This is a genomic window from Streptococcus parauberis NCFD 2020 (assembly GCF_000187935.1).
Taxonomy (GTDB): Bacteria; Bacillota; Bacilli; order Lactobacillales; family Streptococcaceae; genus Streptococcus; species Streptococcus parauberis.
In genome coordinates, this window is the sequence record NZ_AEUT02000001.1 from 1,216,990 (window position 1) to 1,242,565 (window position 25,576).

22 protein-coding genes are annotated in these 25,576 nt (G+C 37.4%); 4 read left to right on the top strand and 18 right to left on the bottom strand.

The features are described from left to right. Nucleotides 1-50 precede the first annotated feature (50 nt). From SPB_RS06100 to SPB_RS06110, 3 genes are read right to left on the bottom strand one after another with little or no spacing between them, the layout of a single operon-like run. The gene (locus SPB_RS06100; protein ID WP_003105267.1) at nt 51-350 is read right to left on the bottom strand and encodes a rhodanese-like domain-containing protein; all 300 of its coding nucleotides are present in this window, start codon (nt 348-350) and stop codon (nt 51-53) included. Next, on the bottom strand, nt 343-1,998 hold the full coding sequence (locus SPB_RS06105) for an FAD-dependent oxidoreductase (protein ID WP_003103950.1): 1,656 nt from the start codon (nt 1,996-1,998) through the stop codon (nt 343-345). Before SPB_RS06105 ends, SPB_RS06100 begins: the two co-directional genes overlap by 8 nt. A 20-nt stretch (nt 1,999-2,018) precedes the next feature. Continuing rightward, nucleotides 2,019-2,342 (bottom strand): rhodanese-like domain-containing protein, encoded by a 324-nt coding sequence (locus SPB_RS06110; protein WP_003104545.1) that lies wholly within the window; start codon nt 2,340-2,342, stop codon nt 2,019-2,021. Between the two features lie 135 nt (nt 2,343-2,477). Between SPB_RS06110 and SPB_RS06115 the strand changes: the two genes are divergently transcribed. Further along, the gene (locus tag SPB_RS06115; RefSeq protein ID WP_003103711.1) at nt 2,478-2,738 is read left to right on the top strand and encodes a metal-sensitive transcriptional regulator; all 261 of its coding nucleotides are present in this window, start codon (nt 2,478-2,480) and stop codon (nt 2,736-2,738) included. 30 nt (nt 2,739-2,768) lie between these two features. On the opposite strand, the gene SPB_RS06120 is transcribed toward SPB_RS06115, so the two are convergent. The 3 genes from SPB_RS06120 to SPB_RS06130 form a co-directional block, all read right to left on the bottom strand. After that, nucleotides 2,769-3,317, bottom strand: a complete 549-nt coding sequence (locus tag SPB_RS06120) for a cysteine hydrolase family protein (RefSeq protein WP_003102874.1) — start codon at nt 3,315-3,317, stop codon at nt 2,769-2,771. A gap of 1 nt (nt 3,318) precedes the next feature. Further along, the gene (gene codY, locus SPB_RS06125) at nt 3,319-4,101 is read right to left on the bottom strand and encodes a GTP-sensing pleiotropic transcriptional regulator CodY (RefSeq protein ID WP_003103534.1); all 783 of its coding nucleotides are present in this window, start codon (nt 4,099-4,101) and stop codon (nt 3,319-3,321) included. A gap of 179 nt (nt 4,102-4,280) precedes the next feature. After that, on the bottom strand, nt 4,281-5,495 hold the full coding sequence (locus SPB_RS06130; protein WP_003103131.1) for a pyridoxal phosphate-dependent aminotransferase: 1,215 nt from the start codon (nt 5,493-5,495) through the stop codon (nt 4,281-4,283). A gap of 193 nt (nt 5,496-5,688) precedes the next feature. On the opposite strand from SPB_RS06130, the gene SPB_RS06135 reads away from it, so the two are divergent. Beyond that, nucleotides 5,689-6,141 (top strand): universal stress protein, encoded by a 453-nt coding sequence (locus tag SPB_RS06135; RefSeq protein ID WP_003103948.1) that lies wholly within the window; start codon nt 5,689-5,691, stop codon nt 6,139-6,141. A gap of 29 nt (nt 6,142-6,170) precedes the next feature. Here SPB_RS06135 and SPB_RS06140 read toward each other — a convergent pair whose 3' ends face one another. After that, complete coding sequence (locus tag SPB_RS06140) at nt 6,171-7,559, bottom strand: Cof-type HAD-IIB family hydrolase (RefSeq protein ID WP_003105322.1); 1,389 nt, start codon at nt 7,557-7,559, stop codon at nt 6,171-6,173. Between the two features lie 71 nt (nt 7,560-7,630). On the opposite strand from SPB_RS06140, the gene SPB_RS06145 reads away from it, so the two are divergent. Continuing rightward, a complete protein-coding gene (locus tag SPB_RS06145; protein ID WP_003106022.1) occupies nt 7,631-8,593 on the top strand; it encodes an asparaginase in 963 nt (320 codons plus the stop codon). Between the two features lie 47 nt (nt 8,594-8,640). On the opposite strand, the gene SPB_RS06150 is transcribed toward SPB_RS06145, so the two are convergent. From SPB_RS06150 to SPB_RS06200, 11 genes are all read right to left on the bottom strand, one after another. Beyond that, nucleotides 8,641-9,558, bottom strand: coding sequence for an aldo/keto reductase (locus tag SPB_RS06150; RefSeq protein WP_003103492.1), 918 nt, complete (start codon nt 9,556-9,558; stop codon nt 8,641-8,643). A gap of 84 nt (nt 9,559-9,642) precedes the next feature. Then, nucleotides 9,643-11,685, bottom strand: a complete 2,043-nt coding sequence (gene recG, locus SPB_RS06155) for an ATP-dependent DNA helicase RecG (protein ID WP_257876044.1) — start codon at nt 11,683-11,685, stop codon at nt 9,643-9,645. A 44-nt stretch (nt 11,686-11,729) separates the two neighbouring features. Next, nucleotides 11,730-12,833: an alanine racemase gene (gene alr / locus SPB_RS06160; protein ID WP_003105497.1), complete on the bottom strand. Its 1,104-nt coding sequence runs from the start codon at nt 12,831-12,833 to the stop codon at nt 11,730-11,732. After that, complete coding sequence (acpS, locus tag SPB_RS06165) at nt 12,833-13,186, bottom strand: holo-ACP synthase (RefSeq protein ID WP_003102702.1); 354 nt, start codon at nt 13,184-13,186, stop codon at nt 12,833-12,835. Before acpS ends, alr begins: the two co-directional genes overlap by 1 nt. A gap of 98 nt (nt 13,187-13,284) precedes the next feature. Beyond that, nucleotides 13,285-15,813: a preprotein translocase subunit SecA gene (gene secA, locus SPB_RS06170; RefSeq protein WP_003102552.1), complete on the bottom strand. Its 2,529-nt coding sequence runs from the start codon at nt 15,811-15,813 to the stop codon at nt 13,285-13,287. Nucleotides 15,814-15,955: 142 nt separating this feature from the next. Continuing rightward, nucleotides 15,956-16,906 carry a mannose-6-phosphate isomerase, class I gene (gene manA, locus SPB_RS06175; protein ID WP_003105701.1) on the bottom strand — a complete coding sequence of 317 codons (951 nt, stop codon included), beginning with the start codon at nt 16,904-16,906 and terminating at the stop codon, nt 15,956-15,958. A 399-nt stretch (nt 16,907-17,305) separates the two neighbouring features. Beyond that, complete coding sequence (locus SPB_RS06180; protein WP_003103355.1) at nt 17,306-18,721, bottom strand: glycoside hydrolase family 1 protein; 1,416 nt, start codon at nt 18,719-18,721, stop codon at nt 17,306-17,308. Between the two features lie 54 nt (nt 18,722-18,775). Beyond that, the gene (locus SPB_RS06185) at nt 18,776-20,071 is read right to left on the bottom strand and encodes a PTS sugar transporter subunit IIC (protein WP_003104196.1); all 1,296 of its coding nucleotides are present in this window, start codon (nt 20,069-20,071) and stop codon (nt 18,776-18,778) included. Nucleotides 20,072-20,165: 94 nt separating this feature from the next. After that, nucleotides 20,166-20,942, bottom strand: coding sequence for a MurR/RpiR family transcriptional regulator (locus tag SPB_RS06190; RefSeq protein ID WP_003103815.1), 777 nt, complete (start codon nt 20,940-20,942; stop codon nt 20,166-20,168). A 99-nt stretch (nt 20,943-21,041) separates the two neighbouring features. Next, nucleotides 21,042-21,923 carry a fructokinase ScrK gene (gene scrK / locus SPB_RS06195; RefSeq protein WP_003104428.1) on the bottom strand — a complete coding sequence of 294 codons (882 nt, stop codon included), beginning with the start codon at nt 21,921-21,923 and terminating at the stop codon, nt 21,042-21,044. 134 nt (nt 21,924-22,057) lie between these two features. Beyond that, on the bottom strand, nt 22,058-23,956 hold the full coding sequence (locus SPB_RS06200; protein ID WP_003102979.1) for a sucrose-specific PTS transporter subunit IIBC: 1,899 nt from the start codon (nt 23,954-23,956) through the stop codon (nt 22,058-22,060). Nucleotides 23,957-24,135: 179 nt separating this feature from the next. On the opposite strand from SPB_RS06200, the gene SPB_RS06205 reads away from it, so the two are divergent. Then, a complete protein-coding gene (locus tag SPB_RS06205) occupies nt 24,136-25,575 on the top strand; it encodes a sucrose-6-phosphate hydrolase (RefSeq protein WP_003102626.1) in 1,440 nt (479 codons plus the stop codon). Nucleotide 25,576: the final 1 nt, after the last annotated feature.

The following is a 25,576-nucleotide window of genomic DNA, read 5'->3' on the forward strand; positions in this document are numbered from 1 at the left end:
ATACTGTCTAACTTTTAGGGATCACTTCAATTCTTCCTAAGGTTTTTTTACTAATCTAATTTACCTGTCCAGGCTCCAGTTCCACCTTCAACATTTGTCACATCTTTATACCCTTGATTTACAAGAAATGTTGCAGCTTGGGCTGAACGACCTCCAGATTGACAAATAATATGATAACTTTTGTTTTTATCTAAGGTCTGATAGGTTTCTTCAAAATGACTTAATGGCATATTGGCTGCACTAGGTACGTGCCCAGTTTCATATTCAAAACTTTCACGAACGTCAATCAGGTTAATCTGATCTTGTCTCAATAATCCTTCTAATTCAACAATTGATTCTGATTTAAACATGGTTAATCCTTTCTGGGTAAACACTTTTGTATAGAGAGTAGGCACCGTCCAAGTTTTGAACAGTAAAGCCTGCCTGTATTAAAATGCGTTCTGCTAAGTATGATCGCAATCCACTGTGGCAACTTACAATATAAGCTTGATTTTTATCAAGTTCATTAAGACGACCGCGCAAATCATCTAATGGAATATTAATGCCATCAGCAAAGTTCCCTTTTGCAAATTCAGTTGTGGTACGAACATCTAGTAGTTTTTTACCTTTAGCTAGTTCTTCTTCTAGTTGATACCATTGGATTGTATGACTGGTTCCTTCCATAATATTAATAGCAACATATCCTGCCATATTGACTGGATCTTTGGCCGCGCCAAATGGCGGAGCATAAGTGAATTCTAACTCTGGCAAATCCTCCACAGTCAACCCACCCTTTATAGCGGTAGCTATGATATCAATTCGTTTATCAACGCCTTTTTGCCCAATAGCCTGCGCTCCATAAATACGGCCACTATTTTTACTAAAGACCAATTTAAGTGTTATATCGGTTGCTCCTGGAAAATAGGAAGCGTGATCCTTTCCGCTTGTATGGAGAACAGCAACGTCGTCAAAGTTTTGTTTAGCCACACGTTCACTGAGGCCAGTAGATGCAGCAGCTAAACCGAAAACGCGGACAATCGCAGTTCCGATGCTGCCTTTGTTTTTGCGACTCAAGCCAGCAATAACGTCAGCAACTTGACGACCTTGACGGTTAGCAGGACTAGCAAGTGAAATCAATGCCTCTTGTCTTGTAATTTCTTGTTTAACAATAATAGCATCGCCAACAGCATAGATATCCTCGATACTTGTTTGATAATTATCATCAACCAAGATTCCATCTTTCATGCCTAATTTAATGCCGGCATTTTTTGCTAAATCAGAGGCTGGCATCACGCCAACAGACATAATTGTCAAATCAGATTCAATGCGGTTGCCATCTTCTAAGACAATAACTTGTCCTTTTTCTTCAAAAGAGCGGGCTGATTGGCCTGTAATGACAGTAATTTTATTCTTTTCTAACTCTGCTTGAACAAAGCTGGCCATTTCTTCATCTAATGGTGGTAAAACATGTGGTGCTTTTTCAATAATTGTAACTTGATAGCCTTTATTTGACAAGCTTTCAGCCATTTCTAGACCAATAAAACCTGCACCAATAACGGTTGCTTTACCAACTTTTTGCCTCTCGATTTGAGCCATAATTTCATCCAAATCAGGAATATTTCTTAAACTGAATACATTTTCTGCTTGCTCTAAGCCTGGCATTTGGGGAATAAATGGTTTTGCACCTGGAGATAGAATCAGTTTATCATAAGTTTCAGTGTATTTTTTTCCTTCGTGACGTGCTGTAACTGTCTTCTCTTGCGTATTGATAGCAATGATTTCTGTTTCTGGTCGCACATCTAATTCAAAGCGAGCTTTAAGTCTTTCTGGTGTTTGGACTAATAAGCTTCCGCGTTCAGCGATTTCTCCCGAAACATGATAGGGAAGGCCACAGTTAGCAAAAGAAACATAAGGTCCCCGATCAAATACAATAATTTCTGCATCTTCCATTAATCGTCTAAGACGAGTTGCAGCTGACATACCACCAGCAACGCCACCAACAATAATAATTTTAGTCATTTTTACTCCTTTACGCATTCTTAATTTGTTTTAGGACCTGTCCATGCAGACATGCCACCTTTTATATTTACAGTTTGATACCCCATTTGATTCAAGGTTTTGCATGCTTTTTTGCTTCGCATCCCAGACTGACAAATTAGGTAAATCTTTTTATCTTTTCTTCCTTGATAAGATGAAATAGAAGATAATGGATAGTTTCGAGATTGCTTAATATGTCCTGATCGAAATTCATTACTTGTCCGGACATCTAGTATATCAATGTTTTTAGTTTTTAAGAGTTCTTCCAACTTTTGAGTCGAAATTGTTTCTTGTTTTTGTTTAGCAAAAAGTTTATTAAAAATCATTCTCACTCCTTATATACCCCTTGTGGTATTTTTAGAATAGCACGCGAAACTCCGAAAGTCAACTAATAAAATTTGGTTAAAAATTGACAAAGTGTCTTAAGCCAAGTATAATTATTCTTCGGAAGTGAGGTTTTTATGAAAACAAAAAAGAAGGATATTATTAATAGACTTAAACGGACCGAAGGACAAATCCGAGGAATTCAAAGGATGATTGAAGAAGAAAAATCTTGCTTCGATGTCATTACTCAGTTGACTGCCATTCGTTCAAGCATTAATAGTACAATGGGTGTAATTATTGGGGAAAAAATTACACAAGTCATCGAAAATCCATCAGATGACCCACAACTTCAAGAAGAACGTATCAATCAAGCAATAAATTTAATTATCAAGAAATAAGCAAAAAGACGTGGATTTCTCACGTCTTTTTTATATAATTTTTGCACCAAGAACTGACTCAAAATGATTGAGTGCCCATTGGTTATTTTCTTCAGTGATGCTCGCAACTGCATTTTTAACAACTTCAATTTTATAACCTAAATTATAGGCATCAATTGCTGTATGCAATACACAAATATCAGTTAATACGCCTGTTAAGATGAGACTAGTTACACCACGCTCTCTTAAACGAATATCTAAATCTGTTCCTGAAAAAGCAGAATAGTGTCTTTTATCCATCCAAAAAACAGAATCATCCTCTTTAATAGACTCATATAGGTCAGCTAAGGGCCCAAATAAATTACGGCCACTTGTACCGTTAACATTGTGTGGTGGGAAAAGTTTTGATTCAGGGTGAAATTTATCATCTAAATCATGACCATCAATGGCAAAAAAGATATAGTCTCCATCGTCATAGGCCTTCTTGATCACTTGGAAAATTGCTTCTGAAATAGCTTGCGCTAGTTGACCAGCAGTTAACTTGCCATTATCAGCAACAAAATCTTCTGTATAATCAATTGATATTAGTGCTTTTGTCATCTTAATATTCCTTTAGTTTATCAAAGATACCTTCATTAATAACTTTTAAATAAGTTCCCTTCATACCAAGTGAGCGACTTTCAATAATCCCAGCACTTTCAAGCTTACGTAAGGCATTAACAATAACAGAACGCGTAATTCCAATACGATCAGCAATTACTGATGCTGTTAAACGTCCTTCGTTACCATCTAATTCACCTAAAATAGCTGCGACAGCTTTCATTTCAGAATAAGATAGGGTATTAATTGCCATATTTACAGCAGTTTGTTTACGTATTGTTTCTTCAAGGTTTTCTGTTTGTAAGTTAAGTAATTGAATACCTACAACAGTACTTGAAATTTCAACCAAAATCAAATCATCATCATCAAATTGTTCATCATTACGCCAAATAATTAATGAACCCAATCGCATACCGCCACCATAAATTGGGGCAATTGTTGTCAATCCCTCTGGAAAGTCATCTTTAGATTCAACTGGAAAGATTGTTAACTCGTTTTCAACAGTTAAGTTTGCTTCTGTATCATAAACACGACTTGCTGCTTTAACATATGAATCTGGAAATTGCTTCGCTTCAAAGAACTCTTCAACGCGGTCATTATTTGTTTTATATTTCATGGCATAACCCAATAGAGTTCCACCACCATTAATAATACAAGCATTACAATCAATAATATCTGCTAAACGAGATGCCATTGTATTGTATGGTAGTTCAGTATCTAAACTATCAACGGAACGCTGTAGAATGGACGTAATTTTACGTGTTTTTTCTAATAAATTTGGCATTTTTCACCTTTTCCTTTGATTTTATTGCGCTTCAATTATATCAAAGGTGAAGCGATTTCGCAAGGAATTTTCAGAAAATTGTTTATTATTTCTACAATTCCTATTTTAATCTTTTTTTACTTCATTAATAAAAAAAGAACTTGTAAATATTCCAAGTTCTTTTAATTTTATTTGATTTTTTAACGTTTGTATTTGCTTAGCACACGTGTTATTTTTTCCTGCACATCTGCTAGCTCTTCCACCCTTGGAAGGTAGACTATTCGGAAATGATCAGGGTCTTTCCAGTTGAAACCACGACCATGGACAAGCATCACCTTCTCTTGTTTTAATAAATCTAATACAAAGAGTTCGTCATCATCAATATTATACATATTGCGATCAATTTTAGGGAAAATGTAAAGTCCAGCTTGTGGCTTAACAGCAGATAAACCTGGAATATCATTAATTGCTTTATGAATAAAATTACGTTGCTCATAAATCCGTCCACCAGGTAATAACAATTCATCTACAGATTGATAACCTCCTAGTGAGGTTTGAACAACTTGTTGAGCCAATACATTTGAACATAAACGCATATTAGCTAACATATTTAGTCCTTCAATATAGCCACGGACATTTTTTTTGGGACCAGATAAAACCATCCAACCAACACGAAAACCTGCAATCCGATGTGACTTAGATAAGCCATTCATTGAGACACAGAATATATCTGGTGCCAGACTAGCAATAGCAGTATGTTCACCACCATCCATCACTAACCGATCATAAATCTCGTCAGCGAAGATAATCAATTCATTTTCTCGTGCAATTTGAATAATATCTTCTAATATCTCATCAGGGTATAGAGCACCTGTTGGGTTATTAGGATTAATAACGACGATTGCTTTAGTCTTATTGGATACTTTTGATTTAATGTCTTCAATATCAGGGTACCAATTTGACTCTTCATCACATAAATAATGAACAGCTTTACCACCTGATAGACTGACACAGGCCGTCCATAGTGGATAATCAGGCATCGGTACTAGCACTTCATCCCCGTCATTAAGTAAAGCTTGCATAGACATTGAAATTAATTCTGATACACCATTTCCTAAATATATATCATCAATATCAACATCTGGAAATTTTTTAAGCTGACAATATTGCATAATTGCTTTACGGGCTGAAAATATTCCTCTACTGTCAGAGTAGCCTTCACTTGCACGCGCATTGACAATCAAATCACGAATAACTTCATCTGGGGCTTCAAATCCAAAAGCAGCTGGATTTCCAGTATTTAATCGCAATATTTTTTCGCCATTTGCCATCATGCGTTCTGCTTCTTCTAAAACTGGACCACGGATATCATAAGCCACATGATCTAATTTCGATGATTTTTCAAATATTTTCATAGCAAACTCCTTTTGCTCTATATTATAAACAAATATTGTTAAAATAGGAAGAACTTATTAATAATTAAAATAATGAAATTATATCGTAAAATCATTTCAGGAAAACGCGTGAAACGCTTTCATAATTAACTGATATGGTGTATAATATTACTATAAAGTATACTTTATTAGTTTAACATAGGAGGACAAGATTATGTCACAAAAGTATGAACACGTAATGGTTGCCGTCGATGGTTCATTTGAATCTGAATTGGCTTTTAACAAAGGTGTAAACGTCGCACTTCGTAATAACGGTGAATTAATTCTAGCTCATGTTATTGATACACGTGCATTACAAAGCGTTGCCACTTTTGATACTTACATCTATGATAAGTTAGAACAAGAAGCCAAAGAAGTCTTGTCCGAATTAGAACAACAAGCACGCGCCCAAGGCCTAACACAAGTACGCCAAGTAATTGAATTTGGCAATCCGAAAAACTTACTTGCCCATGAAATTCCAGATCGCGAAAACGTTGATCTCATAATGGTTGGGGCAACTGGGCTTAATACTTTTGAACGCTTACTTATTGGGTCTTCATCAGAGTATATCCTACGCCATGCAAAAGTTGACCTATTAGTCGTTCGTGATAGTAAAAAAACTTTATAATAAAAAAGACTTGATTATTCAAGTCTTTTTTATTTTTCTAATTTTTGCAGTGATTTTTGAAGTTGCTTATCTAATTCTTTTTTTATTGCTGCCTCTGGGGCGTAGTGTTTCTCCCAATCAGCCGGTTTTAAAACTTTATGGGTCACAGGATCAAAATGGGCCTTCCCATCGGGGAACATTTTACCCATATTGGACTCATGCACTGTTTCAAAAATCGGTTGTGGGTCAACACCCATTAAAACAAAGGAGCCATAAGTAAAGTAAAGTAAATCTGTCAAAGCATCAACTTGACCGACCATTGGGGTTTCAGGATGTTCTTTGGACTGTACTTTTATGGCTGCGCGGTCAATGGCAGAGTGTAAATCCATCAAGGATTGAGTAAATTGACCCTTTTCACCCTGGCTAGCCGCATATAAGAATTCAACTAGTTCTTCAACCTTAAAGTCAGCTCGATGACTAGCTTCCTTCAGAGAATAGCCGCGCGGTGTTTCGACAGTATCACCATCCATAACGCGGTGGAAATCTTTAACCTTGTTAAAGTTCTCATCACGACTCTTAAAGCTTTTTTCAACATCTAAATGAATCAAGCCGTAATGCGCAAGAGCTTTTGAGATACCCCCATTATTATTTGAGGCTGTAACAAAGTGAGCACCTTCTTTAACTAACTCATCGGCATTGCCCATGGCAACTCCGACTCCCACACCATTTAACATCTCCACATCATTATCGGAATCGCCAAAGGCCATTACTTCAGATAATTCAAAACCAAACATTCCACCTAGGCGTTCAATCCCTTTGATTTTTGATTGCTCCATCGAAATGAAATCAATGGAATAGGGACTACTTCTGGTAATTTTGACGTGGGGAAATTTTTCGATAATTTCATTTGTTTCTTCCACTGAAGCAACCATAACAACCTGATAAATTGGTTCACGCATGATTGTGACAAGGTTAGTGAAACTTTGTGGTTTAACCCGACGAATCAAGTTTTTAAAACTGCTCTCAACTGTTGTGACCATACTCTTGGGAACAATACTTGAGACAACCTGTCCAAACTGACTTGTCCCCATATCAATAATTCGAGAACCGGCTAAACCAGCTACTGTACCTAAAGAGACCTCTTTTTTCTTTTCACTGGCATAACGAATGATTTTATAGACTAGTGATTTTGGTAATTGATTTTGATAGAGAATTTTATCCCGTGTTAAAATAATTTGACCATTATAAGTTACCGCGAAATCTATCCCAAAGTTCTCAAGAAAAGGCTGCACAAAACCAGGCCCACGACTTGTCGCTAGGCCAACCATGATCCCTTGACTTTTTAAACTTCTAATAGCTTTCTGAGTTGTTTTTTGAACATTTTTTCGGTCATTCAATAATGTCCCATCAATATCAAAAAAAACGGCTTTAATTGTCAAAACTTATTTTACTCACTTCTCTTTATGATAGAATAGATTATAACATAAAATTGAAGGAAGTATGACAAATAATGAAACAAATTTTGGTCTTACATACTGGTGGAACAATTTCTATGCAATCTGATGCATTTGGAAAAGTCGCTCCAAACCAAATTAATCCAATGACCCAAATTGGAATTGAACTTGAAAACATCCAATTAAGTGTTGTTGATTTCTTAAACTTACCAAGTCCTCATATTAGACCTGTTCATATGCTTGACCTTTATCTGAAAATTAAAGAAGTGGGGGATAACTACGACGGCGTCGTAATTACCCATGGAACGGATACCTTAGAAGAGACAGCCTACTTCTTAGATACCATGAAAATTCCCAATATTCCCATTGTCATTACTGGTGCAATGCGGAGTACCAATGAAGTTGGGAGCGATGGCATTTATAACTACTTAACCGCACTGCGAGTTGCTAGCCATGACAAAGCAAAAGATAAAGGAGTTTTAGTCGTTATGAATGACGAAATCCATGCCGCCAAATATGTCACAAAAACACATACCACCAACATCTCGACCTTCCAGACACCTACCCACGGACCTCTAGGTGTGATCCTTAAAGACGATATCCTTTTCTTCAAAACTGCTGAACCGCGCGTCCGCTTTGACCTTAAGCAAATTTCTGGGACTGTACCAATCATCAAAGCATATGCCGGAATGGGCGACCAAAGCATCCTCAGTCTCTTAACACCAGATAATATTCAAGGATTAGTCATTGAAGCCCTAGGCGCTGGTAACATTCCTCCATTAGCTGTCCCCGAAGTTCAAAAATTACTGGAGTTAGGCATCCCCGTTGTCCTTGTCTCTCGTTGTTTTAATGGAATAGCAGAGCCTGTCTATGACTATATTGGTGGCGGAGCTAGCTTACAAAAAGCAGGTGTTATGTTCGTCAAAGAGTTGAACGCACCAAAAGCACGCCTAAAACTATTAATAGCTCTCAATGCTGGTTTAGAAGGCCATGAACTGAAAGAATACATTGAAGGCTAGTCTTTTATAATAACAAAAAAATTGAGACCAAAAGTCTCAATTTTTTGTTATGGTAATGAATTACCAGCACTTCGGTAGATATCATACCACTCTTCACGAGTTAGTTGAACATCATATGCACGTGCAATTTTTGAAAGTCGTTCTGGATTCATTGAACCAGCAATAGTTTGCATTTTCGCTGGATGACGTAGTATCCAAGCCATGACAATTGCCTCATCAGAAACTTGATATTGAGCAGCTAAATTAGCAATGGTTTGATTTAATTCTTCATAATCTGGGTTACCAGCAAAGAGACCCTTGTCCAAATCAATTTGGAAAGGAGACCAAGCTTGGATAGTAATCTTATTCAAACGGCAATACTCAACAACACCATTGTCATGATCAATTGACGCTTGATTACGCATATTAACATTGAATCCAGCATCAAACATAGGCGTATGAGCAGGTGATAATTGCATCTGATTCACTGCTAATGGTTCATTCAGATAAGACTGTAATAAAGCAATTTGATGTGGATTTTGGTTGCTGACACCGAAGTGTTTCACTTTGCCAGCTTTTTCTAATTGAAGGAAAGCTTCTGCCACTTCTTCAGGTTCAACAAGTGCATCTGGACGGTGCAAGACTAAAATGTCTAAATAGTCTGTATCAAGACGTTCTAAAATACCATCAACAGATGATAGAATATATTCTTTAGAAAAGTCATAAAAGCCTTTTCTTATCCCACACTTAGATTGTAGAAGATATTGGTCACGCGAAAGTCCAAGATTCTTAGCAGCATCTCTAAAACGAATTTCAGATTCCCCACCTCCATAGATATCAGCATGATCAATGAAATTAATCCCTTCATTAATTGCTGTTGAAATTACTTTTTTAGCCTCTTCTACTTCTAAAGCCGCCATTCTCATACAGCCAAGTGCAATACGCGATCCCTCAAGACATGTTTGCCCAATTATCTGATTGCTCATAGTAGTCTCCTTTTCATTTAACTAGTCTTATAAGTATACCATTTTTTGAAATCGATTTCCCACTCTAGCCTTTAGTCTGAAAGATTAATCAAAGCTACCTTTTTCACTAAGATTGGGAAGAATAGCTTGCCAACGGTCATCCTCTTGCCAAGCCACTTGCGAAACAATTTCACTGGCAATTCTTCTAGCTTCTTCTAAGATATTGTAATCTTCGACAATATCAGCGGTCTTAAATTCTGGTATCCCTGACTGGCGCGTTCCAAAAATTTCACCAGAACCACGCATCTTCAAATCAGCCTCCGCTAAAACAAAACCATCTGTCGTTTCTGTCATAATCCTCATCCGTTTTTTACCAGAATCAGTTTTTGGATTTGCCACTAAAATTGCATAGGACTGCTTATGACCACGTCCAACCCGACCACGAAGCTGATGTAATTGACTAAGACCAAACCGGTCAGCATCCATTATCATCATTATAGTTGCATTCGGAACGTTGACACCAACCTCAATAACAGTCGTTGACACCAGCAAATCAGTCTCTTTATTCTTAAAGGCTTGCATGATAGCATCCTTGTCTTCATTCTTCATTTTCCCGTGCATCAAGGCAATTCTGGCAGACTCTTTAAAGTAGTCTTTCAACTCACTCTCAAGAGCGACAGCATTTTTTAAATCCAGTGCCTCGGACTCTTCAATCAAAGGAGAGATGACATAGACTTGAGCGCCTTGGGCAATTTCATCCATAATCCAAGGCAAAACCTTATCTAACTCTTGATGTTTGACCCAACGGGTCACAATCGGCTTGCGCCCTGCAGGCAGTTCATCAATGATTGACACATCCATCTCGCCGTAGGCGGTAATGGCCAGCGTACGAGGAATGGGTGTAGCCGTCATCATAAGGACGTCGGGATTGTCACCTTTTTCTCTAAAAATTCGTCGTTGCTTAACCCCGAAGCGGTGCTGTTCATCGGTTATTACTAGTCCCAAGTGGTGATATTGAACAGCATCTTGAATCAGCGCGTGGGTACCTACAATCATATCCACTGATCCGTCAGCAATGGCTGCTAAGGCTGTTCGTCGCTCAGCTACCTTCATTCCCGATTTTAAGATAGCTATCGAAAGATCAGGAAATAGTTGGCTTAGACTGTCATAATGCTGCTCAGCGAGGATTTCTGTAGGAACCATTAAGGCTGATTGAAAGCCGGCAGTGTATGCGGCATACATGGCTAGACTAGCAATAACTGTTTTCCCTGAACCAACATCTCCCTGTAAAAGACGGTTCATATGGTGGCCCGATTTCATATCGGCTAAGATTTCTCTAAGACTTTTATTTTGTGCGCCAGTTAATGGAAAAGGTAGGTTGGTAATGACGGCATTAACAGCTTCCTGCGAAAAGTTGATGGCTAAACCTGAGCTTTCAGATTTATTAGCCACTTTTAACAACTGTAAATGCATTTGGAAGTAAAAGAGTTCTTCAAATTTAATGCGACGAAGAGCTAATTTGTATTCCCTTAAATCTTTTGGAAAATGCATGGCTCTGATTGCATCTTGTCGAGGCATCAGTTTGTATTTTTGAAGAAGTAATGCTGGAATATTTTCTTTAATTTGGTCCAAGACATTTGCATCAAATGCAGCTTTGATTGCTTTAATTAGAGCAGTTTGGCTAACTCCTTGAACTGTGTGATAAACAGGTTGCAAATCATCTTCTAGAGACATCAGAAATTTCATGCCTGTAAGCGCAGCTTTTTTCTGATCCCATTTCCCAAAAATAGCTACTTCCTTATCAATTTCAACCTTATCAGCTAGATAGGGCTGATTAAAGAAATTGACCGCAATCACTAGCTCGTCTTGTTTAATTTTAAAGGAAAGACGATTCCGTTTGAAGCCATAATATTGGACAGTTGCTGGCGTCACCACTTGTCCAGTTAAGACAGCCTTCTCACCATCTTGCAAGTCGAAAACTGACTTACTCTTGAAATCTTCATAACGAAATGGATAATAGATCAATAAGTCTTCAATGGTATATATCTCTAATTGATGAAATTTTTCTGCAGACTTGGGGCCAAGCCCTTTCAATTCTGAAATTGGTGATTGTAAATTCATATATCTCTTATACCCCTCATCATTAATAAAACTCTTGTACCTATTATACAAGAGTTTTGCCAACTTTTCAGTTAAAAGTACTTTCTAGGCACACGGTCACTTAAGACACAGAGAACTTCATAATTGATTGTTCCACGTTTGTCTGCGACATCCGTTGCTGAAATTACGGAAGACCCATCTTGCCCAATCAAGGTTACCTTGGTTCCAATTGGATAAACCTTAGGTAATCTGATGGTTACCTGATCCATTGACACGCGTCCGATAATCTCACAGGCTTGTCCATCAACTAAGACTGAGAAACCTTGCATATCACGCGTCCAGCCATCGGCATAACCAATTGGAATTGTTCCAACTACTTCTGCTTCTTTGGCTTGATAGGTGGCCCCATAACCAACTGTATCACCTGCATTAATTGTCTTCACATGGACTAAACGAGTTTCCAAAGACAGCGCAGCAGTTAGTGGATATGGTAGGTCTAAATCAGTTCCACTCGGGTTCAATCCATAAATAACAATGCCTAATCGGACTGCATTAAAAATGGTTTCACTATGCCAAAGACTGGTTGCTGAATTACTAGCGTGCACCAGCGCAGGCTTATGGTCCAATGATTCTACTAACTCTGTAAAGAAGTGTAACTGTTGTTTGAATTTGTCAGCGTTAGCTTCATCGGCTGTTGCAAAATGAGTGAAGACGCCATCAATATGGCTATCTTCAGCTAAGAGCGCAGCAATCAAGGCGTTAGCCTCAGAAAGACTACGAACTCCAATCCGACCCATGCCAGAATCAACCTTGAGATGGACATGCAACTTGCTTAGGTCTGCTCCGCTTTGCTTAGCATCTTCAAGCCACTCCAGACTTGAGACAGTTAATGTCACATTGTTCTCAATTGCCAAGGCTAGCTGATCAGCTAAGATAATCCCTAAAATTAGAATTTCTTTTGTGATACCAGCCTGGCGAAGCTCCAAAGCTTCATCCAAGTTGGATACACAATAAGCATCTATATCTGGATCAATAGCTTTAGCTACTTCGACTGCTCCGTGTCCATAGGCATTTGCTTTGACTACTGCATAGGCTTTTTTGCCCGTTGGGATATGAGATTGAACTTGCTTAATATTGTCTTTTATTGCATTAAGATTTACTTTGGCCACAGTTGGTCGATGTAAACTTGAAATCATTACTCTTCCTCCAAAATCACACTTGCTTGAACATAATCACCACTATGAGAAATACTAACAAAACTATTTCCATTAAATGGAGACCGACTGATGTAAGGGCGTCCCTTTTTATCAGATAATACTTCAATATGATGGAAACTTAACTTGCCAATACCTGTTCCTAATGCTTTGGAAAAAGCTTCCTTAGCTGACCAACGTCCTGCTAAATAAGTGATTTGGCGCTTACCAGTTAATCCATTAAAGATAGCAAGTTCATTTGATGTTAGAACTTTCTGGGCAAAACGTTCATTTCGTCTAAAAGCTTTTTCAACAGCAGAAATCTCTTGTAAATCTATACCATGTCCAATAATCATTTTTTATCCTAAATCAATGTATTTGTGATGATAAACCTCGGAAGCTGGGAATTTTCCCAGCTTCCTTTGTCTTATGTGTTAGAAAAATCTGGCTTGTCTTAGTAGTTTTTTCTTCCATGACAATTTTTAAATTTCTTACCTGAAGCACATGGGCAAAGATCATTTCGTTTAACACCAGAAAAATCAAGAGCTCCCTCAGATTCTTGACCATTACCTTGCGCAGCAATATTGTGAGCTGCTGTCGTTGTTGCATGATGGGTTGAACGTTCACGTTCTTGTTCATGAATCTGTGCTTTCATCATCGTACGTGTTACATCAAATTCAATTGCTCCAATCATTGCTTGGAACATCATGAACCCTTCAGCTTGGTATTCAACAACCGGGTTATTTTGCGCATAACCACGTAAACCAACTGCATTACGTAATTGATCAAGAGCATCGATGTGTTCTGTCCATTTGTTATCGACAATCATTAATAACAAGACTTTTTGGAACTCTAAGATAGCTTCTTTATCATGTAATTTTGCAATTTGACTTTCATAGATAGCCAAGGCTTTCTCGTAGAGATAATCCTTAATTTGCTCATCTTTCATGTCACGAATATCTTTGACTGAAATACTTTCTTCAGGAACAATATTAGTTCTTGCAAAAGCAACAATAGCATCCAAAGCATCTTTACGGTTGCTCCGTGAATGTGCTTCTAAGGTACGTTTAATAGTACGCTTAATCATTGCTTTTATTTCTGGACCAAGGTCACGGTTTGCTGTGATAACATCACGACGGTTAGCATAAATGATTTCACGTTGTTCACGCATAACATCATCATATTGAAGGACTTGCTTACGCGTGTCATAGTTATTACCTTCAACACGTTTTTGTGCTGACTCAACTTGGCGTGCTAACATGCCTGATTTAATAACAGTATCTTCTTCATCAAGGCGCATGCGATCAAGAACTGATTTAATTCTATCAGAACCGAAACGTCTCATTAAGTCGTCTTCTAGTGATAGGTAGAACTGAGACTCACCTGGGTCACCTTGACGACCTGAACGTCCGCGTAGCTGATTATCAATACGGCGACTTTCGTGACGTTCGGTACCAATCACACAAAGTCCACCTAATTCACGAACACCTTCACCTAGCTTAATATCTGTACCACGACCGGCCATGTTGGTTGCAATTGTTACTGCTCCACGTTGTCCAGCATTCATAATGATTTGAGCCTCTTTAAAGTGATTTTTAGCATTCAATACTTCATGAGGTACGCCCGCTTCAACCAATTTTTTGGAAATATAGTCACTGGTTTCTACAGCAACTGTACCTACAAGGACTGGTTGACCTTTTGTATGGCGCTCTTTTACGTCGGCAATTACTGCTCTAAACTTAGACTCTAATGTTGGATATAATAAATCAGTATGGTCAAGACGAGCTACTGGACGGTTTGTCGGAATTGGAATGATGCGCATATTATATACTTCGCGGAATTCTTCTTCCTCAGTTTTTGCTGTACCAGTCATCCCTGCCAATTTTTTGTACATACGGAACATATTCTGGTAGGTAATTGATGCGCTAGTTTTAGATTCTTCTTGAATCCGAAGGCCTTCTTTAGCTTCAATTGCTTGGTGAAGACCATCAGAGAAACGACGACCTTCCATTGTACGACCAGTAAATTGGTCAACAATTAAGATTTCCCCATCTTCACTGACCACATAGTCAATGTCTAAAAGCATGATATAGTTTGCACGCAAAGCATTGTCTACGAAGTGGGTGAGTGCAACATTCTCAATGTCATAGAGGTTATTAAGTTTGAAATAATTTTCAGCCTTATCAATCCCAGAGTCACTTAAACCAATTGTTTTGGTTGGAACATCAATAATATAATCATCCTTAGACAATGTTTTAACAAACATATCTGCATGCATATATAATTGGTTAGTTTCTGAACTAACAGCACCTGAAACAATCAATGGCGTTCTAGCTTCATCAATTAAAACTGAGTCAACTTCATCGACTAAAGCATAACTAAGTGGTCTTTGAACCATATCTTCTTGCCGAACAACCATGTTATCACGAAGGTAATCAAAACCAACTTCTGAGTTTGTTGAATAAGTGATGTCACATAAGTATGCTTCACGTTTTTCAGCTGGAGATTTAGCAGCCAAGTTAATCCCAACTGATAATCCTAACCAACTATAAACTTCACCCATTTCAGTCGCATCACGTGTTGAAAGGTATTCATTTACGGTGATAACGTGAACACCTTCACCGGCAAGAGCATTAAGGTATACAGGCATAGTCGCTGTTAACGTTTTACCTTCACCAGTACGCATTTCAGGGACGTCACCATTATGGAGGACAACACCACCCATGATTTGGACACGGTATGGATAAAGACCAAGAACACGTCTTGCTGCTTCGCGAACAACTGCAAAAGCTTCTGGTAATAAGTCTTCAAGACTTTCACCATTTTGATATCTTTGTTTAAATTCGGGTGTTTTAGCTTGCAAATCTGAATCAGATAGAGCCTCCATTTGATCAGCATATGCTTCAACTTTTTTTGCTATTTTTTCTAGTTTTCTTATTTCGCCTTTGTCATTTTCAATGACTTTGCGTACAATATTGGCCATCCTGGTTCCTTTCGAGTGTCTTGTCAGTTTATTCTAACATAATTGGGCAGTCAGTTCAAGAAATCCCACCAATTGAAAAGAGAAAAGAGCCTTGTTATCATCCCTTTTCTCATCATTCTCATATTACAAAAAATTTTAATCTTTATTTTTTATTTGGATGACTAACAATCAACTCCAGCTGACCTTCAAACGACCAATTCTTAACATCATTTGGAAGGATAAAATGCATCCCTTTTTCTAGCGGGTAGGACTTATCACTAACTACTAAGTGGCCTTGACCAGATAATACTGAGACAAGTAAATAAGGTGCTGTTTGACGCATACTAACAATCTGATTAATCGACCATTTATAAACTGTAAAGAACGGATTAGATACTAAAGTCGTAGTAACAATATTGTCCATCACCATTGTGGCTGGAACACTATTTTCTGGTTTACCAATTGTTAAGACATCAATTGATTCTTTAATATGTAAATCTCTTAAATTACCCTCTGAATCCTTACGATCAAAGTCATAAACACGATAGGTTGTATCACTCGATTGTTGCGTTTCAAGAATCATAATGCCTTTGCCGATGGCATGCATTGTTCCACTTGGCACATAGAAAAAGTCACCAGCTTGAACAGGAATCTTCGTTAATAACTGATCCCAAGCTCCCGCTTCGATTAATTGAGCAAGCTCTTCTTTTGATTTTGCATTATGACCGTAAATTATCTCTGAACCTGGCTCCGCTGAAATAATATACCAACATTCTGTCTTGCCAAGTTCGCCCTCATGTTCCAAGCCATAAACATCATCAGGATGCACTTGAACACTTAACCAATCATTGGCATCAAGAATTTTAGTTAAAAGAGGAAAGACTTTTTCACTAGGATTACCAAATAAGTCAGGATTTTCAACATAAACTTGATCCAATCCTTGTCCTTCAAATTTCCCATTAGCAATTTTTGAAACCCCATTTGGATGAGCTGAAATTGCCCAATACTCCCCAGTTGTTTCAGTTGGAATTTCGTAATTAAAAATTTCTCTTAATTTAGTCCCACCCCAAATTTTATCATGCATACAAGAGTTTAGAAAAAATGGTTCTGCCATAATATACCTCATTTCATTGTCATCTATAATACGTCTATTATATCATTTTTTTATAGAGTCAGCTTGATCGATCTGAATTTGAATAAGTTTCGAATAGAATCATTAACAATAAATTAGTTTCTAACCTTAAAAGTTTAGACCAATCTATTAGAATATCAAATATTATCTTTTAATTTTACAAAATTCTAAAAGGAGTAACATCACGTTACTCCCCGTCTTGTTTGGACTGCATAAGAATTTTCTCTCTCCTTAAAATTCTTATACAATTTAATAATAACCTAAAATTGTTAGTATGTTAAGTAAAAAAATATTTTTAAAGGTGAATGCTCAAAAATGATTGTTTGCAATAATTTAAATAGTTAATTTTTGTCATTTATCACCCATTTTTACTAGCTTAAATTAGTCCGCAATGATGGTTTCATCAATCTCGTAAGCACTCTTATCTGCCACTTCTTTCATCCAGTAACCTGATTTTTTTAATGCTTTGACTTGTGTGTGGATATTATTTGTCACCAGACCATAACGGTTACGATAGGCATTAGCCCAACTCCAACAATCAATTGGTGTCCACAAGTGATAGCCTAGACAGTTACTACCTTCTTCCATTCCTTTGTGAAGCCAATAGAGGTGCTCTTTGATGAATTGAATCCGGTAGTCATCTTCAATTAAGCCATTTTGGTTAATATAGCGTTCTTCACGAGAAACACCCATTCCATTTTCACTGATATACCAGTCGATATTGTCATAATTATCCTGAATATCCTTAGCAATATCATATACAGCCTTAGGATAAATTTCCCAACCCTTATCAACATTCATTCGAGCCATTGGCATTTCATAGGATTGCCAGAATTTTGTCGGAAGAAAATCAACTGCTAAACTATTTGAGGAATATTTTGGTCTTTGAACACGATTTGGATGATAGAAATTAACACCTAAGATATCAATGGTATTTTCCTTAATAATCGCCAATTCTTCAGTATTTGTTTGCCAAAGAGCACCTTCTTTAATCAAGATATCAACTAATTCTGGAGTGAACTCACCTTTACTACTAGCATCCATAAAGAGACGGTTATACCACAAGTCAGCTATATGAGCTGCTTTAAGGTCTTCTGCTTCTTGACTAGCTGGATATGCTGGCGTCAAATTAAGGATAATCCCAATTTTTCCGTCCAAATTCAATTGACGATATTTGGCAATCGCTTTGCTGCTAGCAAGCTGGAGATTGTAGGCAACTTGAACTGCCGCTTTACCGTCGACTTTTTTAGGATAATGGAACTGTTCATAATAACCACCTTCAACAACTACTAAAGGTTCATTGTGCGTAAACCAATATTTGACACGGTCGCCGAACAGCTGGAAACATTTTTCTGCAAACCCTGCAAATAATTCAACAACATGCTTGTTCTCCCAGCCTCCGTAAGTGTGCAATAATTCAACAGGTAAATCAAAATGGTGTAAGTCCATGAATGGTGTTATGCCTTGGGCTATGAACTCATCAATAACAGCGTTATAGAAATCAACTGCATCTTGGTTAACGGTGTTGGTTTCCAGATCATCAATCAACCGAGACCATTGAATAGATGTACGGACAGTGTTGAGGCCACAGTCTTTCATCAATTTGATATCATTTATGTAGTCATGGTAGAAATCGGAAGCTGTGTCAGGTCCAACTTGATTGTAAAAGTCTTGAGGACTAGTCGCATACCAATAGTCCATCACATTTTGGTGTTTTTTTTTGAAATTTCCTTCTGACTGAGGTCCACTGGTTGCAGCTCCCCACCAAAAATTCTCTGGAAATTGTAATGTTTTCATAGTTTCTCCTTAAAAGAGGAAGTCGATGTCATGTCAACTCCCTCTTGATATGTATTATAACGATTGGTCGTTACGATCAATCATTTTGAGGAATGGGAACCAAATTAATCCAATCACAACAACTTGAACCAACTGCAATAATGACCCCATAATTGAGTTAGTAGCTAAGAATCCTGAAATAAAGATTGGCATTGTCCATGGTACTTGAGCACCTGTTGTTAGAGGCACTATACCACTAGCAAACCCTAGGTAAGCAATAATGACTGAAACAATTGGTGCTAATAACCAAGGGATAAAGATGCTAGCATTCATAACAATTGGTAAACCAAAGATAACTGGTTCATTTACGTTGAAGATACCAGGTCCTAAGGCAAAGCGACCAACTTCTTTATATTGTTTATGCTTCATAAAGAATGCCATAATTAAAACCACTATTAAGGTCGAACCAGAACCACCTAAACCAACTGTAAAAGTATCCATGAATGATTTAGTAACAATATGACCATGTTTAGCTAAAGCATCAGCCCCTTGCTGGGTTAATTGAGCATTATCTAACATGTTTGTTTGCCAAAACGGCTCAAATACAGAATTGACAATAACTTGTCCATGCAAACCAAAGAACCATAAGAATTGAACAAAGAAGAGAGCTACAATTGTCGCTGGTAAACTTGTTCCTAAACCAGTCAATGGCTTTTGGATAAGATTATAAATGACATCATGTAGATTGGTTTTAAACAAGCCAACCATAATGGCATTAACAATTAAGAAGGAAAGTAATGTCCCAATTGCTGGAATTAAAGCTGAGAAAGATTTTGAAACTGCTGGTGGAACACTCTCAGGCATTTTAATCGTAAAGCCTCGTTTTGTTAAATAGACAAACAATTTAGCAGCTAAGAATGAAGCAATAATACCTAGAAACATCCCTTTGGCACCAAGGCGATCAAGACTCAAGGCACCATTTGCAGTTGCAGCAACTTTACCATCTTCACCAAAGACATCAAAGAAAAAGGGTGTTAGAACTAAGAATGAAGCTAGGGAAACAACTGCAGCATAGATACCTTCTTCCATTTCTTCTGCTTTAGCCATATAATAACCAATTCCTAATGAAACAAAAACAGTCATAATCGACATAGTTGCACTTTGACCATTTCCAAATAGAGTTGAAAATTGTGCTTTTAAACTATCTGGCCAAAACGGTAGATTATTGAAAACAACAATCAAAGAACCAAACATTGTCAACGGAAAAGATAGCATGAAAGCATCACGAAGGACTAATAAGTATTTATTATTCCCTAAAACTGTTGCCACAGGCAAGACCTTTTCACTTAGCATATCCATAAATTTATTCATGGTAATCTCCTTTAAACTAGTGAATAGTATTTTTTATGTAAGGCTATTATACCATGTTTGAAATTTATTTCAATACTAATTTTTATATTGAAATTTATTTTAATTCTTGATTGACATAAGCTGCTAATATTTCAGAGAAAATTGAAAACTGAAGACGATTATCCAATTGATAGAATTCACCGCTAGTATTGGTTAATTGTTGCAAATTCGAAGGTAAAACAAATAAGTGGTCAGCAAAGTCACGGACATATGGATTATCGACCATAGTTAAGATAATTATTTTAGCACCTACTTCTTTTGCTGCTGTAAATAATTCTTGAAAATCCTTATTACCCGAAACAGTATAAAAAATCAAAACATCATCTGCACTTAAATTACGAGCTAGATAAAGCATCTTGGTCTTACTAGTAATACTTTCCGTATAAACATCCTGATAAAGCAAGAGATAAACCAACTCCTCGGCCCGCAAACCCGAACTCCCAATTCCGAGAATTCTGACTCGACTAGCTTCAAGAATAATTCGTGCCACCTGCTGTAAATCTTCTTCTTTCAGATGCCCCTGAATGACATCAATAGTATCCCGATAGTTTGACAAAACTTGATCACGGACCGTTGCACCTTCAGCAAGCTCCTTGCCTGGTTTGTCTTTTGCATAATTTTCTAGGTCCATTTTGAAATCGGCCAAGCCTTTATAACCAATTTTTTGGGCTAGACGAACCAATGCAGCTGGCGAGGTGTTCATCACCTTAGCTGCCCCTTGTACACTATTTTCCGTTAAAAATTCTGGATTTTGTATTAAATAATTAGATATTTTCTTATCTGTTTTAGTCAGATTTGTAAATTGAACAGATATACGTTCTTTAAAGTCCATTTCTACTCCATTAGTCATTTTATACTAAAATAGTATCATCTCTTGGAAACAAAAGAAAGAGAAAAACCACTTAAAATACTGTTTAAGTGGTTTTTCTGATTATTGACCAGCTACTAATTTAGCTAATGCAAAATTTCCAAGAGTAGCGGAGCCATTTTCAGCAATTGCTGGTGTAACAATGTAATCTTTCAAGTCAGGAACAGGTAAGTAGCCTTGCATTAATTCCTCAAAAGCTTGATGAACCCGAGTGACCATATGTGACTGTGCCATCACACCGCCACCAAAAACAATCACTTGTGGACGATAGAGCATGGTCGCTTGCAATGCTGCTTGAGCAATGTAAAAGGCTTGAACATCCCAAACGGCTGAATTTTCTTCAATTAGCTCGCCACGAATTCCAGTTCTTGCTTCCAAACTTGGTCCAGCTGCCATGCCTTCCAAGCATCCTTTGTGGAATGGGCATACGCCAGTAAAATTAGTTTCAATATCATTTGTATGAGCCATCACATAAGTATGACCAGCTTCAGTGTGGCCAAGCCCCCCGATGAAACGTCCATCCTGGATAGCCCCAGCACCAATGCCAGTTCCAATAGTATAGTAAACTAAGCTATCAACACCTTTACGTACCAGCATTTCTCCATATGCCGAACTGTTAACATCAGTTGTGAAATAAACGGGTACTTGTAAGGCATCTTTAATTTTTCCAAGTAAATCAACATTTGCCCAGTTTGGCTTAGGGGTTGTTGTAATGTAACCATAAGTTTCTGATTTTTCATCTATATCAATCGGACCAAAAGAACCAATGGCAAGCCCTACCAAATCATCTTTAAAGTCTTGGAAAAAAGCAATGGTTGCAGCTATGGTTTCTTCAGGATTGGTAGTTGGAAACTGACCCTTAGCAACTATTTCTAAGTCATCATTACCAACAGCACAAATAAATTTTGTCCCACCAGCTTCTAAACTTCCGTATAATTTTCTCATTTTATCTCCTTTTATGAAGCGTTTTCTTCTTTTTATTATAGGTGTTTCACTCATGTTAGGCAAGTTAATATCAAAAAATTTCATAATAAAATTGCTAAATAGATAACAAAAAGGCTAGTTTCCTAGCCCTTCTATTACTTTACAGTGATAATTTCTTGACCTGTTGTTAAAGCTTCTGAGTCATGAAGTGTAACTTTAGCATAATCTGCTGTATTTGTAACAATCACCATTGTCGTGTCATCAAGACCAGCTGAAGCAATTCGAACTGAATCAAAACGACCTAATAAGTCACCTTTTTTAACTTTTTGACCAACCTTAGCTACTGCTTCAAAACCATCGCCTGCCATTGAAACTGTATCAATACCAATATGAATAAGTACCTCTGCACCTAAATCAGACTTAATTGCAAAAGCATGACCTGTCTCGAAAGCAACTTCAATAGTTCCATCTACTGGAGAGTATACAGCATCTCCGCTTGGCTTAATAGCAATTCCTTTACCCATCGCTCCTGATGAGAATACTGGATCAGTTACTTGATCAAGGGCTTGATAAGTTCCTTCTAAAGGACTAACAATTGTTTCTTCTTTTAAACTTGACTGTGCATTTTCAGCAATTGGTGTTTGTGCTTCTGATGATAAAGCAACAGTTTCTGTTGCTTCCTCTTCCTTGTAACCCCAAACATAAGAGATAGCAAAGGCAACTGATAAACCAGTAAGAAGAGTAATGATATAAGGAATTAATTGTCCATTTAAGTAAAGTAATGTTCCTGGCAATACTGTAATACCAAAACCAGTCCCAGCAAGATTAAATAATCCGGCAACCCAACCAGCTACTGCACCACCAAGTAAACCTGAGACAAATACTTTTGGATAACGTAAGTTAACCCCAAAGATAGCTGGCTCTGTAATACCTAGTAAGGCAGAAAATGTAGAAGGGAAAGCTAATCCTTTAAGTTTAAGTGATTTTGTTTTAACACCAACTGCTAGAGTTGCTCCAGCTTGTGCAGCAGTAGCTGCTGTTAAGTAGGCATTAAACGGATCTTTTCCAGTATTGGCAATTAATTGAGCTTCAAGGAAATTGAAGATATGGTGAATACCTGTTACTACGATTAACTGTTGGATACCACCAATAATCAAACCAGCAATCCCAAATGGTAAATGGAGAACTGCTTGAGTACCAGCTAAAACAACATTTTCAAGTGAGTGGAAAACAGGACCAATAACAAATAAACCAAGGGCACTCATAATCGCAAACGTTAAGAATGGTGTTGCTAATAAATCTAAAGCTTCTGGTACTTTTTTATGTAACCATTTTTCAAGCTTGGCACCAACTAAACCAACGAAGAAGGCTGGTAGGACTGTTCCTTGGTAGCCAACAACGGGAATAAAACCAAAGAAAGTTAAAGGTTTAACATCACCACCTGAGGCAACAACCCATGCATTTGGTAATTCATTTGAGACAAGCATCAAACCAAGTACGATACCAATTAGTGGATTCCCACCAAAGACACGAAAGGCAGACCAAGCAACCAAGGCTGGTAAATAAACAAATGCTGTATCAGTAAGGATGCGTGTATACATTAAGAAGTTTTCACCATAATGATGAATACCTAATAAATCCATAATTGCAGGTTGTGTAACTAAACCACGAACTCCCATGAATAAACCAGTCGCAACAATTGCTGGAATGATTGGGACAAAAACGTCACCAAAGGTACGAATTGCACGTTGGAACATATTTCCTTGTTGGGCAGCTTCGGATTTTTGTTCACCAGTAGATGCAGTTGGTAAACCAAGTGCTACCACTTCATCATAAATTTTGTTAACAGTACCTGTACCAAAAATCATTTGATATTGACCAGAGTTGAAAAAGGCACCTTTGACTTTTTCAATGTTCTCAGCTTTTTCTTTATCAATTTTGTTTTCATCAATAACCATGACACGTAAACGCGTTGCACAGTGTGCGACACTTCTAACATTTTCACGACCACCAATTGCATCAATGACTTCTTTTGCAATTTGTTTGTTGTCCATTCTGCAAAATCTCCTTTAATTTTTAAGTGAAACCGTTTCACCTCTTGTATATTATTTTAGCATGTCAAAAATATATGTCAAGCGTTTGACATATATTTTTTTATTTGGCTATTTATTGTTGATTTTACGAAGGAAAACGTTTAATATAATAGTATATAATAAAATGAAAGAGAGCCAATATGGAATTACCAAAAGAAGTCCGTTATAAGCCCTATGACCAATGGACAAGAGCAGAAATTGAAAAAATAGAGGAACGTGTCAGTCAATCTCCTTGGCACTGCACCTATCATATTGAAGCAAAAACTGGCTTGTTAAATGACCCTAATGGCTTCTCTTATTTTGATGGGCAATATCATCTCTTCTATCAAAACTGGCCATTTGGTGCAGCTCATGGATTGAAACAGTGGGTTCATCTGGTGTCTAAGGATCTTGTCCATTTTACTGAGACAGGAAGTAAATTGCTGCCTGACCATGCAAACGATAGTCACGGAGCTTACTCTGGATCAGCTTATGCTATCGGCGAAAAACTCTTCCTTTTTTATACAGGAAATGTTCGTGATCAAGATTGGGTCCGCCATCCCTTACAGGTTGGGGCTTTTATGGATAAAGAAGGTCATATTGAGAAATTCGATCAGGTCTTAATCGAACAGCCTGGAGATGTGACAGATCATTTCCGCGATCCCCAAATTTTCAAATTTCACGAACAATTCTACGCTATTGTCGGCGGTCAAAATACAGCTAAGCAAGGCATTATCAAACTGTACAAAGCTGTGAATAATCATGTTGATAACTGGCAATTTGTGGCTGATTTGGATTTTGATAATAGTGGAACAGCCTACATGATTGAGTGTCCAAACTTGGTTTTTGTTGATGGGAAACCAGTACTCATCTTTAGTCCACAAGGCTTGTCACGAGAGGAGTTAAACTATACTAACATCTACCCAAATACATATAAGATTTTTGAAAGTTTTGATCCAGAAAATGGGAAATTAATTGGCCCAGGAAATTTAGAAAATCTAGATTTTGGATTTGAAGCCTATGCTACGCAGGCTTTTAACACGCCTGAGGGAAAAGCCCTAGCTATTTCTTGGATTGGTTTACCTGATATCAACTATCCAACTGATCAATATGACTATCAAGGCGCAATGAGCTTGGTCAAAGAATTACATATCAAAGATGGTAAACTTTTCCAAAAACCTGTTGAAGCAATTAAATCCTTAAGAGGAAAAGGCCAAGAATTTGTCAAGCAAACTTCAACATCAAATTGCTATGAATTAGAATTACAAATTCCTGCCAATCAGACTACTCAGCTAAACCTTTGTGTAATGGGTAATAATCGTGGGCTTAAGCTAATTGTTGATACTGCATCAGGTCGATTACAATTAGATCGTAGTCAAGTTGGTCAACAATATGCATTAGAGTTCGACACTGTAAGAACTTGCCAAATTCCTAAAGAAGATGTTACACTTAATATCTATCTTGATCAGTCAACCGTTGAAATTTTTGTCAACAATGGACAAAGTGTTTTAACAAGTCGTGTCTTTCCATCAAAAACAGAAACAGGAATTTCAGTAATAGAAGGTCAAGTTTCAGGTAAATATTACGAAATGAGGAAATGAT